The sequence below is a fragment of the Streptomyces sp. NPDC057474 genome, from assembly GCF_042802555.1.
Lineage (GTDB): Bacteria > Actinomycetota > Actinomycetes > Streptomycetales > Streptomycetaceae > Streptomyces.
Genome location: NZ_JBHVDX010000205.1, coordinates 1 through 19027 on the forward strand (window position 1 = coordinate 1; position 19027 = coordinate 19027).

General features: G+C 69.7%; 22 protein-coding genes and 1 pseudogene. 6 read left to right on the forward strand and 17 right to left on the reverse strand.

Translation table 11 applies throughout. The annotated features are described in order from the left end of the window. Positions 1–26 precede the first annotated feature (26 nt). The 5 genes and pseudogenes from ACFU53_RS37600 to ACFU53_RS37620 form a co-directional block, all read right to left on the reverse strand. Entirely contained in the window at positions 27–251 is a 225-nt protein-coding gene (locus ACFU53_RS37600) for a hypothetical protein (RefSeq protein ID WP_384003174.1), read from the reverse strand. A gap of 114 nt (positions 252–365) precedes the next feature. Beyond that, positions 366–1355, reverse strand: coding sequence for a 2,3,4,5-tetrahydropyridine-2,6-dicarboxylate N-succinyltransferase (dapD, locus tag ACFU53_RS37605; RefSeq protein WP_384003177.1), 990 nt, complete (start codon positions 1353–1355; stop codon positions 366–368). Between the two features lie 429 nt (positions 1356–1784). Then, positions 1785–2329, reverse strand: a pseudogene (locus tag ACFU53_RS37610) (RNA polymerase sigma factor); the annotation flags it as partial. 165 nt (positions 2330–2494) lie between these two features. After that, positions 2495–3031 (reverse strand): TetR/AcrR family transcriptional regulator, encoded by a 537-nt coding sequence (locus ACFU53_RS37615; RefSeq protein ID WP_384003179.1) that lies wholly within the window; start codon positions 3029–3031, stop codon positions 2495–2497. Further along, the gene (locus ACFU53_RS37620) at positions 3031–3351 is read right to left on the reverse strand and encodes a DMT family transporter (RefSeq protein WP_384003181.1); all 321 of its coding nucleotides are present in this window, start codon (positions 3349–3351) and stop codon (positions 3031–3033) included. The genes ACFU53_RS37615 and ACFU53_RS37620 overlap by 1 nt, the downstream gene beginning before the upstream one ends. A 314-nt stretch (positions 3352–3665) precedes the next feature. On the opposite strand from ACFU53_RS37620, the gene ACFU53_RS37625 reads away from it, so the two are divergent. Further along, a complete protein-coding gene (locus ACFU53_RS37625; protein WP_384003184.1) occupies positions 3666–4613 on the forward strand; it encodes an AbfB domain-containing protein in 948 nt (315 codons plus the stop codon). A 69-nt stretch (positions 4614–4682) separates the two neighbouring features. Here ACFU53_RS37625 and ACFU53_RS37630 read toward each other — a convergent pair whose 3' ends face one another. The 8 genes from ACFU53_RS37630 to ACFU53_RS37665 all read right to left on the reverse strand — a co-directional run bounded on the left by ACFU53_RS37630 (position 4683) and on the right by ACFU53_RS37665 (position 11251). Then, a complete protein-coding gene (locus tag ACFU53_RS37630; protein ID WP_005477879.1) occupies positions 4683–5015 on the reverse strand; it encodes a metal-sulfur cluster assembly factor in 333 nt (110 codons plus the stop codon). Next, positions 5012–5482, reverse strand: a complete 471-nt coding sequence (gene sufU / locus ACFU53_RS37635) for a Fe-S cluster assembly sulfur transfer protein SufU (protein WP_384003188.1) — start codon at positions 5480–5482, stop codon at positions 5012–5014. The genes ACFU53_RS37630 and sufU overlap by 4 nt, the downstream gene beginning before the upstream one ends. Positions 5483–5498: 16 nt before the next feature. Continuing rightward, positions 5499–6755 (reverse strand): cysteine desulfurase, encoded by a 1257-nt coding sequence (locus tag ACFU53_RS37640; protein WP_384003190.1) that lies wholly within the window; start codon positions 6753–6755, stop codon positions 5499–5501. Next, positions 6752–7516: a Fe-S cluster assembly ATPase SufC gene (sufC, locus tag ACFU53_RS37645; RefSeq protein WP_384003193.1), complete on the reverse strand. Its 765-nt coding sequence runs from the start codon at positions 7514–7516 to the stop codon at positions 6752–6754. The genes ACFU53_RS37640 and sufC overlap by 4 nt, the downstream gene beginning before the upstream one ends. 7 nt (positions 7517–7523) lie before the next feature. Next, complete coding sequence (locus ACFU53_RS37650; RefSeq protein ID WP_384003196.1) at positions 7524–7853, reverse strand: non-heme iron oxygenase ferredoxin subunit; 330 nt, start codon at positions 7851–7853, stop codon at positions 7524–7526. After that, positions 7853–9034 (reverse strand): Fe-S cluster assembly protein SufD, encoded by a 1182-nt coding sequence (sufD, locus tag ACFU53_RS37655; RefSeq protein ID WP_384003199.1) that lies wholly within the window; start codon positions 9032–9034, stop codon positions 7853–7855. The genes ACFU53_RS37650 and sufD overlap by 1 nt, the downstream gene beginning before the upstream one ends. Before the next feature lie 61 nt (positions 9035–9095). Next, the gene (gene sufB / locus ACFU53_RS37660) at positions 9096–10520 is read right to left on the reverse strand and encodes a Fe-S cluster assembly protein SufB (protein WP_046704503.1); all 1425 of its coding nucleotides are present in this window, start codon (positions 10518–10520) and stop codon (positions 9096–9098) included. Further along, positions 10517–11251: a helix-turn-helix transcriptional regulator gene (locus ACFU53_RS37665; protein WP_384003202.1), complete on the reverse strand. Its 735-nt coding sequence runs from the start codon at positions 11249–11251 to the stop codon at positions 10517–10519. Before ACFU53_RS37665 ends, sufB begins: the two co-directional genes overlap by 4 nt. 161 nt (positions 11252–11412) lie before the next feature. On the opposite strand from ACFU53_RS37665, the gene ACFU53_RS37670 reads away from it, so the two are divergent. From ACFU53_RS37670 to ACFU53_RS37685, 4 genes are all read left to right on the forward strand, one after another. After that, the gene (locus tag ACFU53_RS37670) at positions 11413–12246 is read left to right on the forward strand and encodes an aminoglycoside N(3)-acetyltransferase (protein ID WP_384003205.1); all 834 of its coding nucleotides are present in this window, start codon (positions 11413–11415) and stop codon (positions 12244–12246) included. Between the two features lie 10 nt (positions 12247–12256). Next, a complete protein-coding gene (locus ACFU53_RS37675; protein ID WP_384003208.1) occupies positions 12257–13180 on the forward strand; it encodes an ABC transporter ATP-binding protein in 924 nt (307 codons plus the stop codon). Then, a complete protein-coding gene (locus ACFU53_RS37680) occupies positions 13177–13956 on the forward strand; it encodes an ABC transporter permease (RefSeq protein WP_384003210.1) in 780 nt (259 codons plus the stop codon). Before ACFU53_RS37675 ends, ACFU53_RS37680 begins: the two co-directional genes overlap by 4 nt. 70 nt (positions 13957–14026) lie before the next feature. Beyond that, on the forward strand, positions 14027–15040 hold the full coding sequence (locus tag ACFU53_RS37685) for a heme A synthase (protein ID WP_384003213.1): 1014 nt from the start codon (positions 14027–14029) through the stop codon (positions 15038–15040). Positions 15041–15066: 26 nt separating this feature from the next. Here ACFU53_RS37685 and ACFU53_RS37690 read toward each other — a convergent pair whose 3' ends face one another. The 4 genes from ACFU53_RS37690 to ACFU53_RS37705 form a co-directional block, all read right to left on the reverse strand. Next, positions 15067–15831: a nucleotidyltransferase domain-containing protein gene (locus ACFU53_RS37690; protein ID WP_384003215.1), complete on the reverse strand. Its 765-nt coding sequence runs from the start codon at positions 15829–15831 to the stop codon at positions 15067–15069. Positions 15832–15849: 18 nt separating this feature from the next. Continuing rightward, positions 15850–16956: an amidohydrolase family protein gene (locus ACFU53_RS37695; RefSeq protein ID WP_384003218.1), complete on the reverse strand. Its 1107-nt coding sequence runs from the start codon at positions 16954–16956 to the stop codon at positions 15850–15852. 57 nt (positions 16957–17013) lie between these two features. Then, positions 17014–17376 carry a hypothetical protein gene (locus ACFU53_RS37700; protein WP_384003221.1) on the reverse strand — a complete coding sequence of 121 codons (363 nt, stop codon included), beginning with the start codon at positions 17374–17376 and terminating at the stop codon, positions 17014–17016. Positions 17377–17539: 163 nt separating this feature from the next. Further along, on the reverse strand, positions 17540–18496 hold the full coding sequence (locus ACFU53_RS37705; RefSeq protein ID WP_384003224.1) for a heme o synthase: 957 nt from the start codon (positions 18494–18496) through the stop codon (positions 17540–17542). Positions 18497–18870: 374 nt separating this feature from the next. On the opposite strand from ACFU53_RS37705, the gene ACFU53_RS37710 reads away from it, so the two are divergent. Next, the coding region (locus tag ACFU53_RS37710; protein ID WP_384003227.1) for a hypothetical protein at positions 18871–19027 on the forward strand (157 nt) is incomplete at its 3' end.

The window sequence follows — 19027 nt, forward strand, 5'->3', positions numbered from 1 at the left end:
GGCCCGGATTCCCTACGACGGCCGGGTCAGCCCCAGCGGTACCCGTCACCGAACAGCAGGGTGTGCTCCAACACGTCCTCCATCGGGTCGTCGACCTGGCCGACGTTGATGAGCCCGATGCGGGGTCCGTTGTGCGAGGACTTGTTGGTCTCGTCCGCGTGCGCGGCCCCGGCCGGAAGCCAGCACAGCGTCGCCCCGGCCAGCACCCCCGTGACCACTCGCGCCATGGTCCTCGCCCGGTCGTTCCTCATCCCTCGGCCCCTCATTTCGTCGGCTCGGCCTCTGATCGGACTCTGTGTCCACCCGTTCATCTGCCTGGACCGCACGAAGGTCACGCCGAGTAACTCGTACGTGGACCGTGGGACTCAGTTGTGGCTGTGCAGGATCTCGTTCAGGCCGCCCCAGACCGCGTTGTTCGGGCGGGCCTCGACCGTGCCGGTGACCGAGTTGCGGCGGAAGAGGATGTTCGAGGCGCCGGAGAGCTCGCGTGCCTTGACGACCTGCCCGTCGGGCATGGTGACGCGGGTGCCGGCGGTGACGTAGAGGCCGGCCTCGACGACGCACTCGTCGCCGAGGGCGATGCCGACGCCCGCCTCGGCGCCGATCAGGCAGCGCTCGCCGATGGAGATGATGACGTTGCCGCCACCGGAGAGCGTGCCCATGGTGGAGGCGCCGCCGCCGATGTCGGAGCCGTCGCCGACGACGACGCCGGCGGAGATCCGGCCCTCGACCATCGACGTGCCGAGGGTGCCCGCGTTGAAGTTGACGAAGCCCTCGTGCATGACCGTGGTGCCCTCGGCGAGGTGCGCGCCGAGACGGACGCGGTCGGCGTCGGCGATCCGGACGCCCTTGGGGGCCACGTAGTCCGTCATGCGCGGGAACTTGTCGACGGACGTGACCTGGAGGTGCAGGCCCTCGGCGCGGGCGTTGAGGCGCACCTTCTCCAGGTCGTCGACGGCGACCGGGCCGAGGGAGGTCCAGGCGACGTTGGCGAGGAGGCCGAAGACGCCGTCCAGGCTCTGGCCGTGCGGCTTGACCAGGCGGTGGGAGAGCAGGTGCAGGCGCAGGTAGGCGTCGTGCGTGTCGACCGGCTTCTCGTCGAGCGAGGAGATGACCGTGCGGACCGCGACGACCTCGACGCCCCGGCGCGTGTCCTGACCGATCGCGGCGGTCGCGGCGCCGCCCAGCAGCTCCGCGGCCTGCTCGGCGGTCAGCCGCTCGGTGCCGGAGGGGCCGGGCTCGGCGGAGAGCTCGGGCGCGGGGAACCAGGTGTCGAGAACGGTGCCGTCGGCGGCGATCGTGGCGAGGCCGGCGGCCACGGCGCCGGTGGTACGAGGAGCAGTCGTGTCGGTCATGAGGGCAACCTAACTGTCCGGGGGCAGTGCGGGCCAACCGGCGACGGGGGTGTCTCAGGGGCCGGGCACTTTGCGGACATACGGTGCCGAGCGGCCCGCCCACCCCCGTGGAGCGGGCCGCTCGGAGGCGAGGGGTCAGCCGCGTTTGCCCGGCTCGTCCACGACCGCGGCGGCGAACGCCCTGCCCGTGACCGTCTCGCCGTCGTTGATCATCCGCTCACCGAGCACCTCGTACGTCTCCGGATCGATCAGCCACTCCCGCTCGATGCGCTCGTCCCCGGCGTCGTTGCCGCTGTAGCGCAGGGCGACGGCCCGGCGGCCGGCCGCGTCCTCGACCATGTGGTCGACCACGTCCAGGTGGGGCAGCGTGGCGAGCGCGCGGTACAGGCTGCCCGCCAGCCCCTCGGGCGGCTTGATGTCGGCACCGAGCACCTTGCGTCGCGCGCGGTTGAGCCGCGAGCGGACCGTTCCCACGGGGATGTCCAGGGCCTGGGCGACCTCCTGGTAGCTGAGGTCGGCCCAGGCGACGAGCAGCAGGACGTGCCGGTCCCCCGCGGGCAGCGCCGCCAGCGCCCCGGCGAGCGGCCCCTGCGCCGCGACCCGGCTGTCGGTCCGCTCGACCCAGGTCTGGCTCCAGGACGCGGCGACCGGATCGTGTCCGGTGCGGGCCAGAGCTTTGAGCGCCCGGACCTCCGTACGGCGGTGCTTGCCGATGAGGTTGCCCGCGATGCCGTACAGCCAGGGGCGGGCGTTGGGGCGGCTCCGGTCGTAGCGGCCGCGGATGCGGAACGCGGTGAGGAAGGTGTCCGCGGTGAGGTCGTCGGCCATGGAGTCGCCGAGCCGCCGGGCCACGTACCGGTGGATGTCCGGGGCGTAGCGGTCGTAGAGCCGCGCGACAGCTCGGGCTGTTCCAGCGACTGGGTGACGACCTCGGCGTCGTCCTCCACGCGTGCCTGTGGCGGTGGTCCGCTCACCGGGTTCTCTCCCACTCGTCACAACCGCTCCCCTTCGCCGTGTTCCTGTCACCCCCTGTTTCCCGATGACCCGAGGAAGGTTCACGGTTCACTCGAAGCCGTCCGGCGAGGGTGCCTCAGGGAAGCACGCGGGCCGGCGGCCGCGGCGCTCGCCCGGGTCGCGGTTCAGGGAATGACCCGCGCCAGCACCTCCCGCGCGTACTCCTCGTCATAGGGTGCCCCCGTCAGCAGTACCTGCAGGCAGATGCCGTCGATCAGCGCGACCAGCGCCCGTGCGGTCACCGGGTCGGTGCGGCGGGCGAGACAGTCGGCGAAGGCCCGGCCCCACTCGTCGGCGACGGGCCGGAGGGCGGGCCTGCGCAGCGCGGCGAGGTAGAGCTCGTATTCCACCTCCAGGCCCGTACGGTCACCGGCGAACCATTCGCCGCCCAGCGCGGCCAGTTCGGCGGCCAGGTCGGTGCCGGGGTCCCGCAGCGCCTCGCGCGCGGCGACGGTCTTCGCGAAGCCCTCGTTGGCCTGCCGCAGGGCGGCGACCATCAGATCGTCGAGGGTCTTGAAGTGGTACGTCGTCGAGCCGAGCGGTACGTCCGCCTCGGCGGCCACGGTCCGGTGGCTCAGCCCGGCGATGCCTCTCTCTCCCACGACCCGGATCGCGGCGTCGATGATCCGCTGCCGCCGCTCGGGGTCGTAACGCCGGGCCATCAGTGGGCGCCTCCCAGGTTCAGCACCACCACTCCCGCGATGATCAGCACGATGCCGGCGACCTTGGCGAAGCTCAGCCCCTCCCCGAACAGCACCAGCCCGAGCGCGGCGACGGTCGCGGTGCCGACGCCGGACCAGATCGCGTACGCCGTGCCGATCGACATCGATTTCAACGCCTGGGCGAGCAGGACGAAGGAGACGAGGTACCCCACACCGGTGACCAGCGACGGCCACAACTTGCTGAAGCCCTCGCTGTACTTCATGGCGGTGGTGGCGGCCACTTCGGCGGCTATGGCGCCGGCGAGCAACAGATATCCCATGTGTACGATCGTACACATCATGCGTACGGGTGTACACATCACAGGTGCGCGTGCACACATCGCACGCACAGGCGTACTTATGGGCGGAATTGGATGTCGGCGACCGCCAAGAGGCCCTGCTTTCGGGGCCGTTCTGTTATGGAAGCGCTCACTGAAAGGGCTCCCCGGGCACCACTTGGTCCACTACTGTTTCAACGGTCAAGCTCCCGAATGTGATGATCTTGAGGATCTCGCATACCGGGTCGCGTCTGGCTCCTCCCTGTCGATCCCATGACGATTCGCGTCCGCATCTGGCGACGCTGAAGGAACCGCGCATGCCGCCACAAAAGCCCGGACCTGATCCGGACCAGATCACGCCCAACCTTCCGGTGCTCAGATCCGCGAAGGTGTGGGAGACGGGTGTCGCCCCGAACGACACCCGAATACCGGGCACGCGCCGCCTCTGGCTGGCCGGTGCCCTCGCCCTCGCCGTGGTCTCCTCCTGCGTGACCTGGATCGCCCTGCAGGACTCGGGACCTGACGACTCGTCGGAGAAGAACGGCCGCACCACCGCCGCTGACGACCGGGTCCTCCCCTCCCTCTCCCTCCCGCCCACGTCGCCCCCGGCGACCTCGGCGCCGGACGGCAAGAGCGGCCTGTCGGAGCCGCAGGGCTCCGAGGGCGACTCCAAGAACGACGGGGACAAGGACAACGGCGAGGACAAGGGCGAGGACAAGGACTCCGCCGGCTCCAAGGATTCCGGCTCGTCCGACGACAAACAGCAGGGCGGCTCGAAGCCGACCGCCGAGCCGTCGAAGACGACGTCGCCCACCAAGAAGCCGCCGTCCTCGTCCACCTCACGGAAGTCCGTACAGGCGGTCAACTACTCGGACCGGTACTGGCATCTGCGCAGCGGTGTGATCCGGCTGGACCAGGTGAGCTCCCGCAGCGGAAGCGAGACCCGGGAGGACTCGTCCTTCAAGGTCGTCTCCGGCCTCGCCAAGTCCTCCTGCTACTCCTTCCGGATGTCGGACGGCCGCTACGTCCGGCACCAGAGCTTCCGGCTCCGGGTCAGCGGCAACGACGGCTCGAACCTCTTCAGGCAGGACGCCACGTTCTGCCCCGTGCAGTCGCCGTACTCGGACGCCGTGATGCTCCAGGCGGTGAACTATCCCGACCGCTACCTGCGCCACAAGAACTTCGAGCTGGTCCTGGACCCGTACGGCTACAACACGACCGGCCGCCAGGACTTCTTCTTCCGCCTGGTGAAGGGTCTCGGCTGAGTGGCGTGACACCCGCACACGAGTGTGGCCCCCGGCGAATCGCCGGGGGCCACACCCATGTCACAGGTCTCAGACGTTGAACCCGAGCGCCCGGAGCTGCTCGCGGCCGTCGTCGGTGATCTTGTCGGGGCCCCACGGGGGCATCCAGACCCAGTTGATGCGGAGTTCGTTGACGATGCCGTCCGTGGCGGACTTGGCCTGGTCCTCGATGACGTCCGTCAGCGGGCAGGCCGCGGAGGTCAGGGTCATGTCGATCGTCGCGATGTTCGCGTCGTCGATGTGGATGCCGTAGATGAGGCCGAGGTTGACGACATCGATGCCCAACTCGGGGTCCACGACGTCGTACAGGGCCTCGCGGACCTCCTCCTCGGAGGCCGGCTTCATCTCCAGGGTCTCGCTCATGCCGTCTTCCTTTCGACGTCGGCGTCGGCGCCCAGCGCCTGGGCCGTCGCGTCCTTCCACGCCATCCAGCTGAGGAGGGCGCACTTGACCCGGGCGGGGTACTTGGAAACGCCGGCGAACGCGACCGCGTCCTCCAGCACCTCCTCCATCGCGTCGTCCGGCTCGATCTTCCCCTTGGACTGCATCAGCTCCAGGAAGGTCTCCTGGATCTTCTGCGCGTCCGCGAGGTCCTTGCCGACGAGCAGGTCGTTCAGTACGGAGGCCGACGCCTGGCTGATCGAGCAGCCCTGGCCCTCGTACGAGACGTCCTGAACGGTCGTGCCGTCGTACTTCACTCGCAGGGTGATCTCGTCGCCGCACGTCGGGTTCACGTGGTGCACCTCGGCGTCGCCATCCCGCAAGCCCCGCCCGTGCGGGTGCTTGTAGTGGTCCAGGATGACTTCCTGGTACATCGAGTCCAGCTTCATGCGATCGCTCGTCCCCTCAACCGAAGAAGTTCCGTACGTGCTCCAGACCTTCGACCAGCGCGTCGATCTCGGCCGGCGTGGAGTACAGATAGAACGACGCTCGGGTGGTCGCGGGAATTCCGTAGCGCAGGCAGACGGGACGGGCGCAGTGGTGGCCGACCCGGACCGCGATGCCCTGCTCGTCGAGGACCTGGCCCACGTCGTGCGGGTGGATGTCGCCGAGCGTGAAGGAGATCGCCGCGCCCCGGTCCTCGGCCGTGGCGGGGCCGATGATCCTGAGGCCCGGGACCTCCGCCAGCCGCTTCACCGCGTACTCGGTGATCGCGTGCTCGTGGGCGAGGATCTTGTCCATGCCGATCGAGTTCAGATAGTCGATCGCCGCTCCCAGGCCGACCGCCTGCGCGATCGGCGGGGTGCCCGCCTCGAACTTGTGCGGGGCGGGAGCGTACGTCGACGAGTGCATCGACACCGTCTCGATCATCTCGCCGCCACCGAGGAACGGGGGAAGGTCCTCCAGCAGCTCCTGGCGGCCCCAGAGCACGCCGATGCCCGTCGGACCGCACATCTTGTGGCCGGTGAAGGCCACGAAGTCGGCCTGGAGGGCCTGCACGTCCAGCGGCATGTGCGGCGCGGCCTGCGAGGCGTCGATGCAGACCAGGGCGCCGACCTCCTGCGCCCGGCGCACTATCGCCTCGACGGGGTTGACCGTGCCGAGGATGTTGGACACCAGCACGAAGGAGACGATCTTCGTCTTCTCCGTGATGATCTCTTCGATGTTGGAGAGGTCGAGGCGGCCGTCGTCGGTCAGCCCGAACCACTTCAGCTTCGCGCCCGTGCGCTGCGAGAGCAGCTGCCACGGCACGATGTTGGAGTGGTGCTCCATCTCCGTGATGACGATCTCGGTCTCGGCGTCCACCCGGTAGGGCTCGTCGGCCCAGCCGAGCATGTTCGCCACGAGGTTCAGCGACTCGGAGGCGTTCTTGGTGAAGATCACCTCGTCGCGGCTCGGCGCGTTGATGAACGCGGCCGCCTTGTCGCGCGCACCCTCGTACAGCGCCGTGGCCTCCTCGGCGAGCACATGCACACCGCGGTGGACGTTGGCGTTGTAGCGCTCGTAGTACTCGCTCAGGGCGTCCAGCACCTGGCGCGGCTTCTGCGAGGTCGCCGCGTTGTCCAGGTACACGAGCTTCCTACCGTCGTGGACCTGGCGGTCCAGGATGGGGAAGTCCTTGCGGATCGCCTCGGTGTCGAGGAGGCCCGGCAGCTGTGTCACGCGGATGCGCCACCCTTCACGTACTTGTCGTAGCCCTCGGCCTCGAGCTGGTCGGCGAGCTCCGGGCCGCCGGACTCGGCGATACGGCCGTTCGCGAACACATGCACGTGGTCGGGCTTGATGTAGCGCAGGATGCGCGTGTAGTGGGTGATCAGCAGGGTGCCGACCTCGCCGGTCTCGCGGACGCGGTTCACGCCCTCCGACACGATGCGCAGCGCGTCGACGTCCAGACCGGAGTCCGTCTCGTCGAGGATCGCGATCTTCGGCCGGAGCAGTTCGAGCTGCAGGATCTCGTGGCGCTTCTTCTCGCCGCCGGAGAAGCCCTCGTTGACGTTGCGTTCGGCGAAGGCGGGGTCCATGTTGAGGCGCTGCATGGCCTCCTTGACCTCCTTGACCCACAGGCGGAGCTTGGGTGCCTCGCCGCGGATCGCGGTGGCGGAGGTGCGCAGGAAGTTGGAGACCGAGACGCCGGGGATCTCGACCGGGTACTGCATCGCCAGGAACAGGCCCGCGCGGGCGCGCTCGTCGACGGACATCTCCAGGACGTCCTCGCCGTCGAGGGTGACGGTGCCGCCGGTGATCGTGTACTTCGGGTGGCCCGCGAGCGAGTAGGCGAGGGTCGACTTGCCGGAGCCGTTGGGGCCCATGATGGCGTGCGTCTCGCCCTGCTTCACGGTCAGGTCGACGCCCTTGAGGATCTCCTTCGTGGCGTTGTCGGCCTCGACGGTGACGTGCAGGTCGTGGATTTCAAGCGTTGCCATGGGTGCCTCAGGACTCCTGGGTGAGGGAGACGAGCACGTCGTCCCCTTCGATCTTTACGGGGTAAACGGGGACGGGGCGCGTCGCGGGAAGGCCGGACGGCTTGCCGGTTCTGAGGTCGAACGCGGAGCCGTGCAGCCAGCACTCGATCTGGCAGTCCTCCACCTCGCCCTCGGAGAGCGAGACGTTCGCGTGGGAGCAGATGTCGTGGATGGCGAACACCTCGCCCTCGGTCTGCACGACCGAGACCGGCGTGCCGTCGAGTTCCACCCGCTTCGGGGTGTCCTCCTCCAGCTCGCTCAGCCCGCAGGCGCGTACATACGTCGAAGAGGCAGCCATCAGACCGACGCCTCCAGCTCCTCGTCGATCTTCACGAGAAGGCGTTCCTGGATGTCGTCCACACCGATGTGCTGGACCAGCTCGGCGAAGAAGCCGCGGACCACCAGACGACGGGCCTCGTCGGCCGGGATGCCGCGGGCCATCAGGTAGAAGAGCTGCTCGTCGTCGAAGCGGCCGGTCGCCGAGGCGTGGCCGGCGCCGACGATCTCGCCGGTCTCGATCTCCAGGTTCGGCACCGAGTCGACCCGGGCGCCGTCCGTGAGGACCAGGTTCCGGTTCATCTCGTAGGTGTCGGTGCCCTCGGCCTTGGCCTCGATCAGCACGTCGCCGATCCACACGGCGTGGGCGCCCTCGCCCTGGAGCGCGCCCTTGTAGACGACGTTCGACTTGCAGTGCGGGACGTTGTGGTCGACCAGGAGGCGGTGCTCCTGGTGCTGGCCGGCGTCCGTGAAGTACAGCCCGAAGAGTTCGGCCTCGCCGCCGGTGCCGGCGTAGGTCACGCGCGGGTGCAGTCGTACGACGTCGCCGCCGAAGGTGACCACGACGGACTTGAAGGAGGCGTCCCGGCCGATGACGGCGTTGTGCTGGGCCACGTGCACGGCCTTGTCGTCCCAGTCCTGGACGGAGACGACGGTCAGCTTGGCGCCGTCGCCCAGGATGTAGTCGACGTTGGCGGCGAGCACGGCGTCACCGGTGTGGTCGATGACGACGACGGCCTCGGCGAAGGCGCCCAGCTCGACGACCTGGTGGGCGAAGGCGGTGCCGCCTTCGCCGTGCACGGCGATACGGATCGGCTCGGCGAGGACCGTCTCCTTGGGGACGGTGATCACACCGGCCTTCTCGAACGCCGAGTAGGCCTGGGCGGCGACGCGGTCCACGGGGGCGCCCGCCCTGCCGAGGCGCGCGTCGTCGCGGTCGACGGTCTCGACCGTGACGCCCTCGGGCGCCTCGACGGCGACCTTCAGGCCCTCGCCGGTGGCGACGGCGGTGCCGTCGTGCAGCCCGCGCAGCCGCTCCAGCGGGGTGAACCGCCACTCCTCCTCGCGGCCGTGCGGGACCGGGAAGTCCGCCACGTCGAAGGACGGGGGCGCGCTCATGCGCGTGGCGACGGTCGACTCTGCGGCCACCGCGATCTGGCCGGCGGTGGTCGAGCCCACCGGGATGTTCTGAGCCTCAGCCATGGCTGTCGGTCTGCTCTCTTCCTACGTCAAGAAATCTGGCTACTGCGGGAGAACGACGGTCTTAACCGACCGCGCCTTCCATCTGCAGCTCGATCAGCCGGTTGAGCTCCAGCGCGTACTCCATGGGCAGCTCCTTCGCGATCGGCTCGACGAAGCCGCGCACGATCATCGCCATCGCCTCGAACTCGGTCATGCCACGGCTCATCAGGTAGAAGAGCTGGTCGTCACTGACCTTGGAGACGGTGGCCTCGTGGCCCATGGACACGTCGTCCTCGCGGACGTCCACGTAGGGGTACGTGTCCGAGCGGGAGATCGTGTCGACGAGCAGCGCGTCGCACAGCACGTTCGACTTGGAGCCGTGGGCGCCCTCACCGATCTCGACGAGACCGCGGTAGGACGTACGGCCGCCACCACGCGCCACGGACTTCGACACGATGTTGGAGGAGGTGTTCGGCGCCATGTGGACCATCTTGGAGCCGGCGTCCTGGTGCTGCCCCTCGCCCGCGAAGGCGATGGAGAGGGTCTCGCCCTTGGCGTGCTCGCCCATCAGGTAGACGGCCGGGTACTTCATGGTGACCTTGGAGCCGATGTTGCCGTCGACCCACTCCATGGTCGCGCCCTCGTACGCCACGGCGCGCTTGGTGACCAGGTTGTAGACGTTGTTCGACCAGTTCTGGATGGTCGTGTAGCGGCAGCGGGCGCCCTTCTTGACGATGATCTCGACGACCGCGGAGTGCAGGGAGTCCGACTTGTAGATCGGGGCCGTACAGCCCTCGACGTAGTGGACGTAGGCGTCCTCGTCGACGATGATCAGCGTCCGCTCGAACTGGCCCATGTTCTCCGTGTTGATACGGAAGTAGGCCTGGAGCGGGATCTCCACGTGCACGCCCTTCGGCACGTAGATGAAGGAGCCGCCGGACCACACGGCCGTGTTCAGCGACGCGAACTTGTTGTCGCCGACCGGGATGACGGTCCCGAAGTACTCCTTGAAGAGCTCCGGGTGCTCCTTGAGGGCCGTGTCGGTGTCCAGGAAGATGACGCCCTGCTCCTCCAGGTCCTCGCGGATCTGGTGGTAGACAACCTCGGACTCGTACTGGGCCGCGACGCCCGCGACGAGGCGCTGCTTCTCCGCCTCGGGGATGCCGAGCCTGTCGTACGTGTTCTTGATGTCCTCGGGCAGGTCCTCCCAGGACTCCGCCTGCTTCTCCGTGGAGCGCACGAAGTACTTGATGTTGTCGAAGTCGATGCCCGACAGGTCCGAGCCCCAGTTCGGCATGGGCTTCTTCTCGAACAGGCGCAGGCCCTTGAGACGGAGCTTGGTCATCCACTCCGGCTCGTTCTTCTTCGCGGAGATGTCGCGGACGACGTCCTCGTTGATACCGCGCTTGGCAGAGGCACCGGCCACGTCGGAGTCGGCCCAGCCGTATTCGTAGTTACCCAGGCCCTCCAGCTCGGGGTGGGCAGTCTCCTCAATGGGGAGCGTCATGCGGGGTTCCTCCCGGCGGTGCTTGCAGATGCGGTGTCGGTGGCTGTCTTTGAAACTCTGGGGATGAACGTCGTGCAGACGCCGTCGCCGTGGGCGATGGTGGCCAGCCGCTGGACGTGCGTACCGAGCAGTTCGGCGAAGAGCTCGGTCTCGGCCTCGCAGAGCTGCGGGAACTGCTCGGCCACATGGGCTACCGGACAGTGGTGCTGGCAGAGCTGCTCACCCTGGTGCGGGTGGGGGGCACTGCGTGCCGTAGCAGCGTACCCGTCGGTGCTCAAGGCCTTGGCCAGGGCTTCGGTCTTCTGTTCGGGGTCCGCGGCCTCGACGGCCTTGCGGTAGGCGCCGGCCTCGGCGGCGACCCGGGCGCGGGCGAAGGCGGCGACCGCCTGCTCCCCGCCCTCCCGGTCCGCGATCCAGCGGAGCGCGTCCGCGGCGAGCTTGTCGTACGACTGGTCGAAGGCGTCCCGCCCGCAGTCCGTCAGGGCGAACACCTTGGCCGGGCGCCCACGCGTACGCGCGCCGTAGACGCGCTGCTCGCGGGGCTGTACGACATCGTCGCCGACGAGTGCGTCGAGGTGCCGGCGGACGGCCGCCTGGGTCAGCCCGAGGCGCCCGGCGAGGTCGGCCACGGTGGACGGGCCGTGGGACAGGATGGACCGCGCGACCCGGTTGCGTGTCGACCGCTCCCCGGTCGCGAGTTCCTCCTGCGGAGCCTCGCCAACGTTTTTCACAACGCCATTGTTGCGTAATTCCTCGGACAGGGGCAAGCCGCGCCCGGACGGGCGAGCGGTGCCGTGCATCACTTAGGCATACCTAAGCTGACCTGCGGGAACGATCATTGATCGATCAAACCGCTAGCGCCGCGAAAGCCGCTCCGGAAGACTGCCACACCATGTCGACAACCCCTCCCACCGGCCCTCTTGTCACCCGCGCCGACCTGGTGGCGGACCTGCGCGCCACCGGTGTCGAACCCGGCGAGACCCTCCTCGTGCACTCCTCGCTCAGCGCGCTCGGCTGGGTCTGCGGAGGCACCGTCACGGTCGTCCAGGCGCTGCTCGACGCGCTCGGTCCGGACGGCACCCTGGTCGTCCCCAGCCAGACCGGCCAGCTCTCGGACCCGGCGCTGTGGGCGTACCCGCCGGTGCCCGAGGAGTGGTGGGAACTGATCCGGGCGACCATGCCCGCGTACGACCCGGACACCACGCCCACGCGCGGGGTCGGTGTGATCCCCGAGACGGTGCGGACGTGGCCGGGTGCCCTGCGCAGCGCGCACCCCCAGACGTCCTTCGCGGCGATCGGCCCGGGCGCGGCGGCGATCCTCGCGGATCATGCCCGCGACTGCCGCCTCGGCGAGCGCAGCCCCCTGGCCCGGCTGGAGAAGGCGGGCGCCCGCGTGCTCCTGCTCGGCGCGGGCTACGACTCCTGCACCAGCTTCCACCTGGCCGAATACCGGATTCCCGCACCGCTGGTCGAGGTCGGCAGGCCGGGCCCGGACGGCTGGGAGGTGGTGACCGAGGTGTGGATCGACTCGGACCGGTTCGACGAGCTGGGGTACGACTTCGAGCGCGACCACGGGATCCGCCGGGCCGGGGTGGGCGCGGCGGACGTACGTCTGTTCCCGGTGGCCGACGCGGTGGCGTACGCCGAGCGCTGGCTCCCCTTGCACCGTCCCCGTGAGGAGGAGATCTCCGGACCCGCCCGCCTCGGCACCCGGCCGCGTACCTAGACTCGGTCCCATGCGAAGTGACCCCGTGGTCCAGGTCCGGTCCCTGGTGAAAAGGTACGGCGACAAGACCGCGGTGGACGGCCTCGACCTGGTGGCCGGGGCGGGCGTCACCGCCGTGCTCGGCCCCAACGGCGCGGGCAAGACGACCACGATCGAGATCTGCGAGGGCTACCGGAAGCCGGACTCCGGCTCGGTGTCCGTCCTCGGCCTCGACCCGGTCCGCGAGGCCGCCGCGCTGCGCCCCCGGACAGGCGTGATGCTCCAGTCCGGCGGCGTCTACTCCGGCGCCCGCGCCGACGAGATGCTCCGGCATGTGGCCAAGCTGCACGCCCACCCCCTCGACGTGGACGCCCTCATCGAGCGTCTGGGCCTCGGCAGTTGCGGCCGTACGACGTATCGGCGGCTCTCCGGCGGCCAGCAGCAGCGGCTCGCCCTCGCGATGGCCGTGGTCGGCCGCCCCGAGCTGGTCTTCCTCGACGAGCCGACCGCCGGCCTCGACCCGCAGGCCCGCCGGGCGACCTGGGAGCTGGTCCGGGACCTGCGCGCGGACGGCGTCTCGGTCATTCTCACCACGCACTACATGGACGAGGCCGAACAGCTCGCGGACGACGTCGCGATCATCGACGCCGGCAAGGTCATAGCCCAAGGAACGCCCGAGGAGCTGTGCCGGGGCGGCGCGGAGAACACCCTGCGCTTCACCGGCCGCCCGGCCCTCGACGTCGGCTCCCTGCTCAAGGCCCTCCCGGCGGACTCCACCGCCCTCGAACTGACGCCCGGTGTCTACCGGGTGACCGGCAAGATCGACCCGCAGCTCCTGGCGACCGTCACCTCCTGGTGCGCCCAGCACGGGGTGATGCCGGACCGGATCTCGGTGGAACGGCACACCCTCGAAGACGTGTTCCTGGAGCTCACAGGTAAGGAGCTGCGCTCATGAGCGCGAGTACGAGCACGGGCACGTACACGCCGAAGCCTGGCGCCGCCCCGCTCCCCCGCATGATCGCGGCGCAGGCGGCCCTGGAGACGAAGATGCTGCTGCGCAACGGCGAGCAGTTGCTCCTGACGGTCGTCATCCCGACCCTGCTGCTGGTGCTCTTCGGGTCGGTGGACATCGTCGACACGGGCGCGGGCAGTGCGGTCGACTTCCTGGCCCCGGGCGTCCTCGCGCTCGCCGTGATGTCGACGGCGTTCACCGGCCAGGCCATCGCCACGGGCTTCGAGCGCCGCTACGGCGTCCTCAAGCGGCTGGCGGTCTCGCCGCTCCCCCGCTGGGGCCTGATGACCGCGAAGACGCTGTCCGTGCTGGTCACGGAGATCCTCCAGGTCGCCCTGCTCACGGTGATCGCCTTCGCGATGGGCTGGTCCCCGCACGGCAACCCCTTCGCCGTGCTGCTCCTGCTGATCCTCGGCACGGCCGCCTTCTCCGGCCTCGGTCTGCTGATGGCGGGCACGCTGAAGGCGGAGGCGACGCTCGCGGCGGCGAACCTGGTCTTCCTGCTGCTGCTCGTGGGCGGCGGCGTCATCGTCCCGCTGGACAAGTTCCCGGACGCGGCGCAGAGCGTGCTCGGACTGCTGCCGATCTCGGCGCTGTCGGACGGGCTGCGGGACGTCCTCCAGCACGGCGCCGGGATGCCGTGGGGCGACCTCGGGATCCTCGCCGTGTGGGCGGTGCTCGGGCTGGGCGCGGCGGCCCGCTTCTTCCGCTGGGAGTAGGCGCAGGTCACGCGGTGGTGGCCGGGGCGACGCGACCCCTCGTGAATACGTGCACAAGCGGCGGCCTACCATGGTGCGCGTGCCGAAAGTGACCCGCGACGACCTCGTCTCCGCTGCGCGCAACCCGCTCGCCTTCATCGCCGACCGCTGGACCCCGGACCCCAGAACGGTCCGGCGCGCGGCTCTCGCCGCCCTCGTCATGGCGGTGGTCATCGTGGTGACCGGCGGTGCCGTGCGGCTCACCGGGTCGGGCCTCGGCTGCCCGACCTGGCCCAAGTGCACCGACGACTCGCTCACCGCCACCCGCGCGATGGGTGTCCACGGCTACATCGAGTTCGGCAACCGCATGCTGACGTACGTGCTGTGCGCGGCGGTCGGCTGGGCGATCATCGCCGCGCGCTCTCAGAAGCCGTACCGGCGCAGCCTGACAAGGCTGGGCTGGACGCAGTTCTGGGTCGTCATGAGCAACGCGGTGCTCGGTGGCATCGTCGTGCTGGTCGGCCTCAACCCGTACACGGTGGCCGCGCACTTCATGCTCTCCACCGCGCTCATCGCCGTCGCCGCCGTGATGTGGCATCGCACCGGCGAGGCCGACAGCGCCCCCCGTCCGCTGGTCGGCAAGGCGGTGCGACAGCTGGTGTGGGTCCTGGTGGGCGTCACGCTGCTGCTGATCGCGGTGGGCACGGTCGTCACGGGCGCCGGCCCGCACGCCGGTGACTCGAGCGAGGTCGAGCGCATCCCCCTGAACTGGGAGAACGTCACCAAGCTGCACGCGGTCCTGGCCTGGATCGTGGTGACGCTCACCTTCGCCCTGTGGTTCGTCCTGAAGGCGGTCGACGCCCCGCGCGGACCGCTGAACCGCACCCGCGACCTGTTCCTGGTCCTCCTCGCCCAGGGCGCCATCGGTTACGTCCAGTACTTCACCGACCTCCCGGAGATCCTGGTCGGCGCGCACATGTTCGGCTCCTGCCTGGTGTGGATCGCCACCCTCCGGGTGCTGCTGACCCTGCGCGAACGGCCGGCGGACGAGGTGGACGTGCCGGGTCCGGCCGTCGCGGAGACGCCGGTCGCCGCGCACGGCTGAGGCCCGGACGGCCTACGCCCGCCGCGTCAGCCGTACGTCCGTACGAGGTCGTCGATCGCCGGGCCGAGGAACAGCCGGGTCAGCTCACCCCGGTACGGCACCTCCTCGGTCGGCTGCCCGTACCGGCGCCGCCTGATGTCCTCGATCACCTCGGCGGGCGCGCCCAGCGTGGGCAGCAGGTCCAGGGCCTCGCGCTTGGTGATGAGACGGCCGTCGCGCAGGGTGACGGTGGCGCGGGCGAAGGTGAGCAGTCCGAGGTCGACCCAGACGTCCCGGTCCCAGAGGTGGGCCCTGTCGGCCAGCAGACGCCGGTACTCCTGCTGGTCGCGGACGACGAAGGCGTCCAGCTCGATGTCCGACACCGGTGGCAGCAGCGCCTTGGGCGGTTCGCCGTGCAGGACGAGGCCGAAGGTGTGCAGCTCACGCCGGGTGACCGGGGTGACCGTCCGCCGGAACAGCCGCCGGTGCGCCCAGGTGAGGTGCCTGTGCTCGGCGTCGCCCGCCGTGCCGGGCGTCAGATAGGTGCAGTGCAGGAGGGTGGCGAGCGGCTCGTGGCGCAGGCGAGCGTGCAGCCGCCCCACCTGCCAAGCGGTCCGGGCCGTGACCGGACCTTCCAGGACGGCGATCAGGTCCAGGTCGCTGCGGCCCTCCTGGTAGTCGCCTCCTCCCAGGGAACCGTGGGCCCAGACCGCGAGCGGGGTGAGTTCCTGGAGTTCGTCGAGGAAGCGTTCGACCAGAGCCTCGGTGGCGGCGGAGCCGGGTAATCCGGTGGTCGCGTAGCTGCGTGTCATGCACTCAGTCTCTACAGCTCACTCCAGCCCGTACACCCGCCGCGCGTTCCCCGCCGCGATCAGCCCCGCCACGCGCATCGCGTCCGCCGGCGACCAGGCGCCCTCCGCCACCCAGGTCCCCAGCACCCGGGCCAGCGCCTCGCGGAACAGCCGGGCCCCGACCACGTGCAGCTCGGGCAGGCCGTGGGCGCCGCTGGAGAAGAGGAGCTTGCCGAAGGGGGCGAGTTCGAGGACCTCGGCGAGCACGGCGGTGGCCCGGGCGCCGGTACGGACGAGTTCGGCGCCCAGGTCGGCGTAGACATGCGGGAAGACACCGGCGAGGTGGGCCGCGTGGCGGTGGTACGGGTAGCCGTGCAGCAGGACCAGGTCGGTGCCGAGGCCCGCCGTCGAGCGGGCGAAGTCGGTGAGCAGGACGGGGTCGGTGGCGTCGATGCGCAGGCGGGGTTCGCCGAGGCCCGCGTGGAGTTGGAGGGGGCGGCCCGAGGCGACGGCGATCCACAGCAGATGGCGCAGGAGGACCGGGTCGGTGAGCGCCCCGCCGACCGGCCGGTGCGCGAGCCAGCGCCCGACCGCGCCCCGCACCTCCCCAGGTCCGGGCGGTTCGGGCGCGAACGCCAGACCGTGGCGTACGCCCGCCACCGACGCGAAGGCGACGGCGTTCGCGGCGGCCGCGTGCACCGACTCGGCGAGATTGGCCAGGAACGACTCGACGGTGCCGGAGGTGTCGGCGACCTGTTCGGCGAGCAGTTCGAGGCGGACGATCTCGTGGGCGTCCGCGTCTGCGGTGGAGGCCATCTCGCCCGGCCCGGTGAGGTCGCCCGGCAGCCCCGTGTCGACGAGGTAGGTCGTGATGCCGCTGCCCCGCAGGAGTCTGCGGCCGACCTCCAGTACGCCCAATTCGCGGCGCCGGGCCAGATAGCGGGCCGGTGGGCAGTGCGGTTCCAGGCCCAGCAGGGGCGGGCACCAGCGGCGTACGGCGAAGCCCGTCTGGGTGTCGAAGAAGGTGGTGCCGGGCGCCGGCGGGCCCTCGCTGCGGGCGAGGTGGGCCTCGAAGGTGCCGAGGCCCAGCTCCGTTCGCAGTACGCCGTGGCAGTACTGGTCCACGAGGGACGGCGTTTCGATCATCCGGGCTCCCGAGGCTGGACCTGTGAACTCCCACAGGTCCTAACGGGTGAGCCGGGCTCAGGTGTTGCTGTTGCTCGGGCCGCCGACCTGGATTCCGGCCATCCGCGACCACTCGTACGGGCCGGTCCTCACCTTGGCGGCGAACTCGCCGTCGAAGTCCTCGTGGACGGTGACGCCGGCCTTCTGCACGGCCTGCTCGGCGATGGCGTAGGTGGGGGCCACGAGGTCGCCCCAGCCGCCGTCCTCGCCGACCAGGACGATGCGGGCACCTTGCTCGCCGATGTAGGCGACCTGGGCCTCGGCACCGCCGTGAGCCTTGGCGAAAGAGCCGATCTGCTTCGCCAACTTGGCCGCCCTGCGCTCGGCCTTCGCGGCGGCCTTGGCTTCCTTGGCCTCGTCAACCTGCTTGGTGTCTGCCATGGGCAGGATGCTACCGATGGGTATTCGCAGGGGCGACGGGTGGGGTAAGTGGGCTTGGCCACTCGCCGTTGCGCGTCGCTGTCGGTGGGCGCGTGCGTGTTGTGCGGATTGTGCGTGGTTGCTCGCGCAGTTCCCCGCGCCCCCCTTCAGGGCGCGCGCCCCCTTACCGGAGGAAGGGATCCACTGCCACGGCTACGAACAAGAGCGACACGTACGTGATCGACCAGTGGAACAGGCGCATTTCCTTGAGCTTGCCACCCGTCGCGCCGCCCTTCGCGCGGTTCTGGAGGGCGTGGGCCTCCCAGAGCCACCAGCCGCCCGTCACCAGGGCCACCGACGTGTAGAACCAGCCCGTGTAACCGAGCGGGGTCAGCATCAGGGACACCGCGACCATCACCCAGCTGTAGATGACGATCTGCCGCGCGACCACCTTGTTGGAGGCGACCACCGGGAGCATCGGGACGCCGACGCGGGCGTAGTCGTCCTTCACCTTCATGGAGAGGGGCCAGTAGTGCGGCGGGGTCCAGAAGAAGATGACCAGGAAGAGGATCAGCGCGGCCCACGACATCGAGTTCGTCACCGCGGACCAGCCGATGAGGACCGGCATGCAGCCGGCGATGCCGCCCCAGACGATGTTCTGGGAGGTACGCCGTTTGAGGATCATCGTGTAGACGACGACGTAGAAGAGGAGCGCCCCGAGCGACAGCCAGGCGGACAGCCAGTTGACGAGGAGGCCGAACCAGGCGGTGGAGACGACGGCGAGGGCGATGCCGAAGACGAGGCCCTCACGCGGGGTGACCATGCCGGTGACGAGCGGGCGCTGCGAGGTGCGCTCCATGAGCGCGTCGATGTCGCGGTCGATGTACATGTTGAGCGCGTTGGCGCCGCCCGCCGAGAGGAAGCCGCCGATGCACGTGGCGAGCACCAGCCAGAGGTCCGGGACACCCTGTTCGGCGAGGAACATCACCGGAACGGTGGTGATCAGCAGCAGTTCGATGATCCGCGGCTTCGTCAACGCCACGAACGCCCTGACGCGGGCCCCGATCGGCCGCTGACCCCGGCTGCTGCTCGTGCTGCTCGCCCCGAGCACTCCCGGTGGACGGGATTCGACGGCCGTCACGCACACCCCTGACAGAGACTCCCAGCGAGCCTGCAGGATGTGAACTCCCCGTAACGGCTCGCGCGTACCACGCCACTGTAGACGTTGCCCAGAGCCAGCCTTTCAAGGGGGTCGGGTCGTGTTGGGAGGGGCCGCGCGACGAGCCGAACACACTTCGGTTGAGCAGTCGGATGAGCGGCTCCGTATTCAGATGTCGAACAGCGGAACCCCCTGGTCTCAGCATGCGAACCACTGGTCGGGAGGCGGCCGGGACACAGTCCCGGCAGTCTGGAATGACTCGAAAAAAAGCGCGTTCCTACGGGGGTAGGCTCGACAACGGCCGGTGCCGTGAAGAACACCGGCACGAGACATGTGGAGAGGAGCCCTGACCCAGGGTGAGCACCAAGCCGACCACTGAAGACCTCGCGTGGACCGAGTTGGACCAGCGGGCCGTGGACACCGCCCGAGTCCTGGCAGCCGACGCCGTACAGAAGGTCGGCAACGGCCATCCGGGTACGGCGATGAGCCTCGCGCCCGCCGCGTACACCCTCT

Bases quoted from the DNA above. Each gene is read 5' to 3' on its own strand.
- ACFU53_RS37650 (WP_384003196.1), bottom strand. From the start codon at position 7,853: ATGGCTGCCTCTTCGACGTATGTACGCGCCTGCGGGCTGAGCGAGCTG.
- ACFU53_RS37615 (WP_384003179.1), bottom strand. From the start codon at position 3,031: ATGGCCCGGCGTTACGACCCCGAGCGGCGGCAGCGGATCATCGACGCC.
- ACFU53_RS37690 (WP_384003215.1), bottom strand. From the start codon at position 15,831: ATGACACGCAGCTACGCGACCACCGGATTACCCGGCTCCGCCGCCACC.
- ACFU53_RS37630 (WP_005477879.1), bottom strand. From the start codon at position 5,015: ATGAGCGAGACCCTGGAGATGAAGCCGGCCTCCGAGGAGGAGGTCCGC.
- ACFU53_RS37620 (WP_384003181.1), bottom strand. From the start codon at position 3,351: ATGGGATATCTGTTGCTCGCCGGCGCCATAGCCGCCGAAGTGGCCGCC.
- sufB (WP_046704503.1), bottom strand. From the start codon at position 10,520: ATGACGCTCCCCATTGAGGAGACTGCCCACCCCGAGCTGGAGGGCCTG.
- ACFU53_RS37670 (WP_384003205.1), top strand. From the start codon at position 11,413: ATGTCGACAACCCCTCCCACCGGCCCTCTTGTCACCCGCGCCGACCTG.
- ACFU53_RS37700 (WP_384003221.1), bottom strand. From the start codon at position 17,376: ATGGCAGACACCAAGCAGGTTGACGAGGCCAAGGAAGCCAAGGCCGCC.
- ACFU53_RS37695 (WP_384003218.1), bottom strand. From the start codon at position 16,956: ATGATCGAAACGCCGTCCCTCGTGGACCAGTACTGCCACGGCGTACTG.
- ACFU53_RS37600 (WP_384003174.1), bottom strand. From the start codon at position 251: ATGAGGAACGACCGGGCGAGGACCATGGCGCGAGTGGTCACGGGGGTG.
- ACFU53_RS37680 (WP_384003210.1), top strand. From the start codon at position 13,177: ATGAGCGCGAGTACGAGCACGGGCACGTACACGCCGAAGCCTGGCGCC.
- ACFU53_RS37685 (WP_384003213.1), top strand. From the start codon at position 14,027: ATGGTGCGCGTGCCGAAAGTGACCCGCGACGACCTCGTCTCCGCTGCG.
- sufC (WP_384003193.1), bottom strand. From the start codon at position 7,516: ATGGCAACGCTTGAAATCCACGACCTGCACGTCACCGTCGAGGCCGAC.
- dapD (WP_384003177.1), bottom strand. From the start codon at position 1,355: ATGACCGACACGACTGCTCCTCGTACCACCGGCGCCGTGGCCGCCGGC.
- sufU (WP_384003188.1), bottom strand. From the start codon at position 5,482: ATGAAGCTGGACTCGATGTACCAGGAAGTCATCCTGGACCACTACAAG.
- sufD (WP_384003199.1), bottom strand. From the start codon at position 9,034: ATGGCTGAGGCTCAGAACATCCCGGTGGGCTCGACCACCGCCGGCCAG.
- ACFU53_RS37625 (WP_384003184.1), top strand. From the start codon at position 3,666: ATGCCGCCACAAAAGCCCGGACCTGATCCGGACCAGATCACGCCCAAC.
- ACFU53_RS37675 (WP_384003208.1), top strand. From the start codon at position 12,257: ATGCGAAGTGACCCCGTGGTCCAGGTCCGGTCCCTGGTGAAAAGGTAC.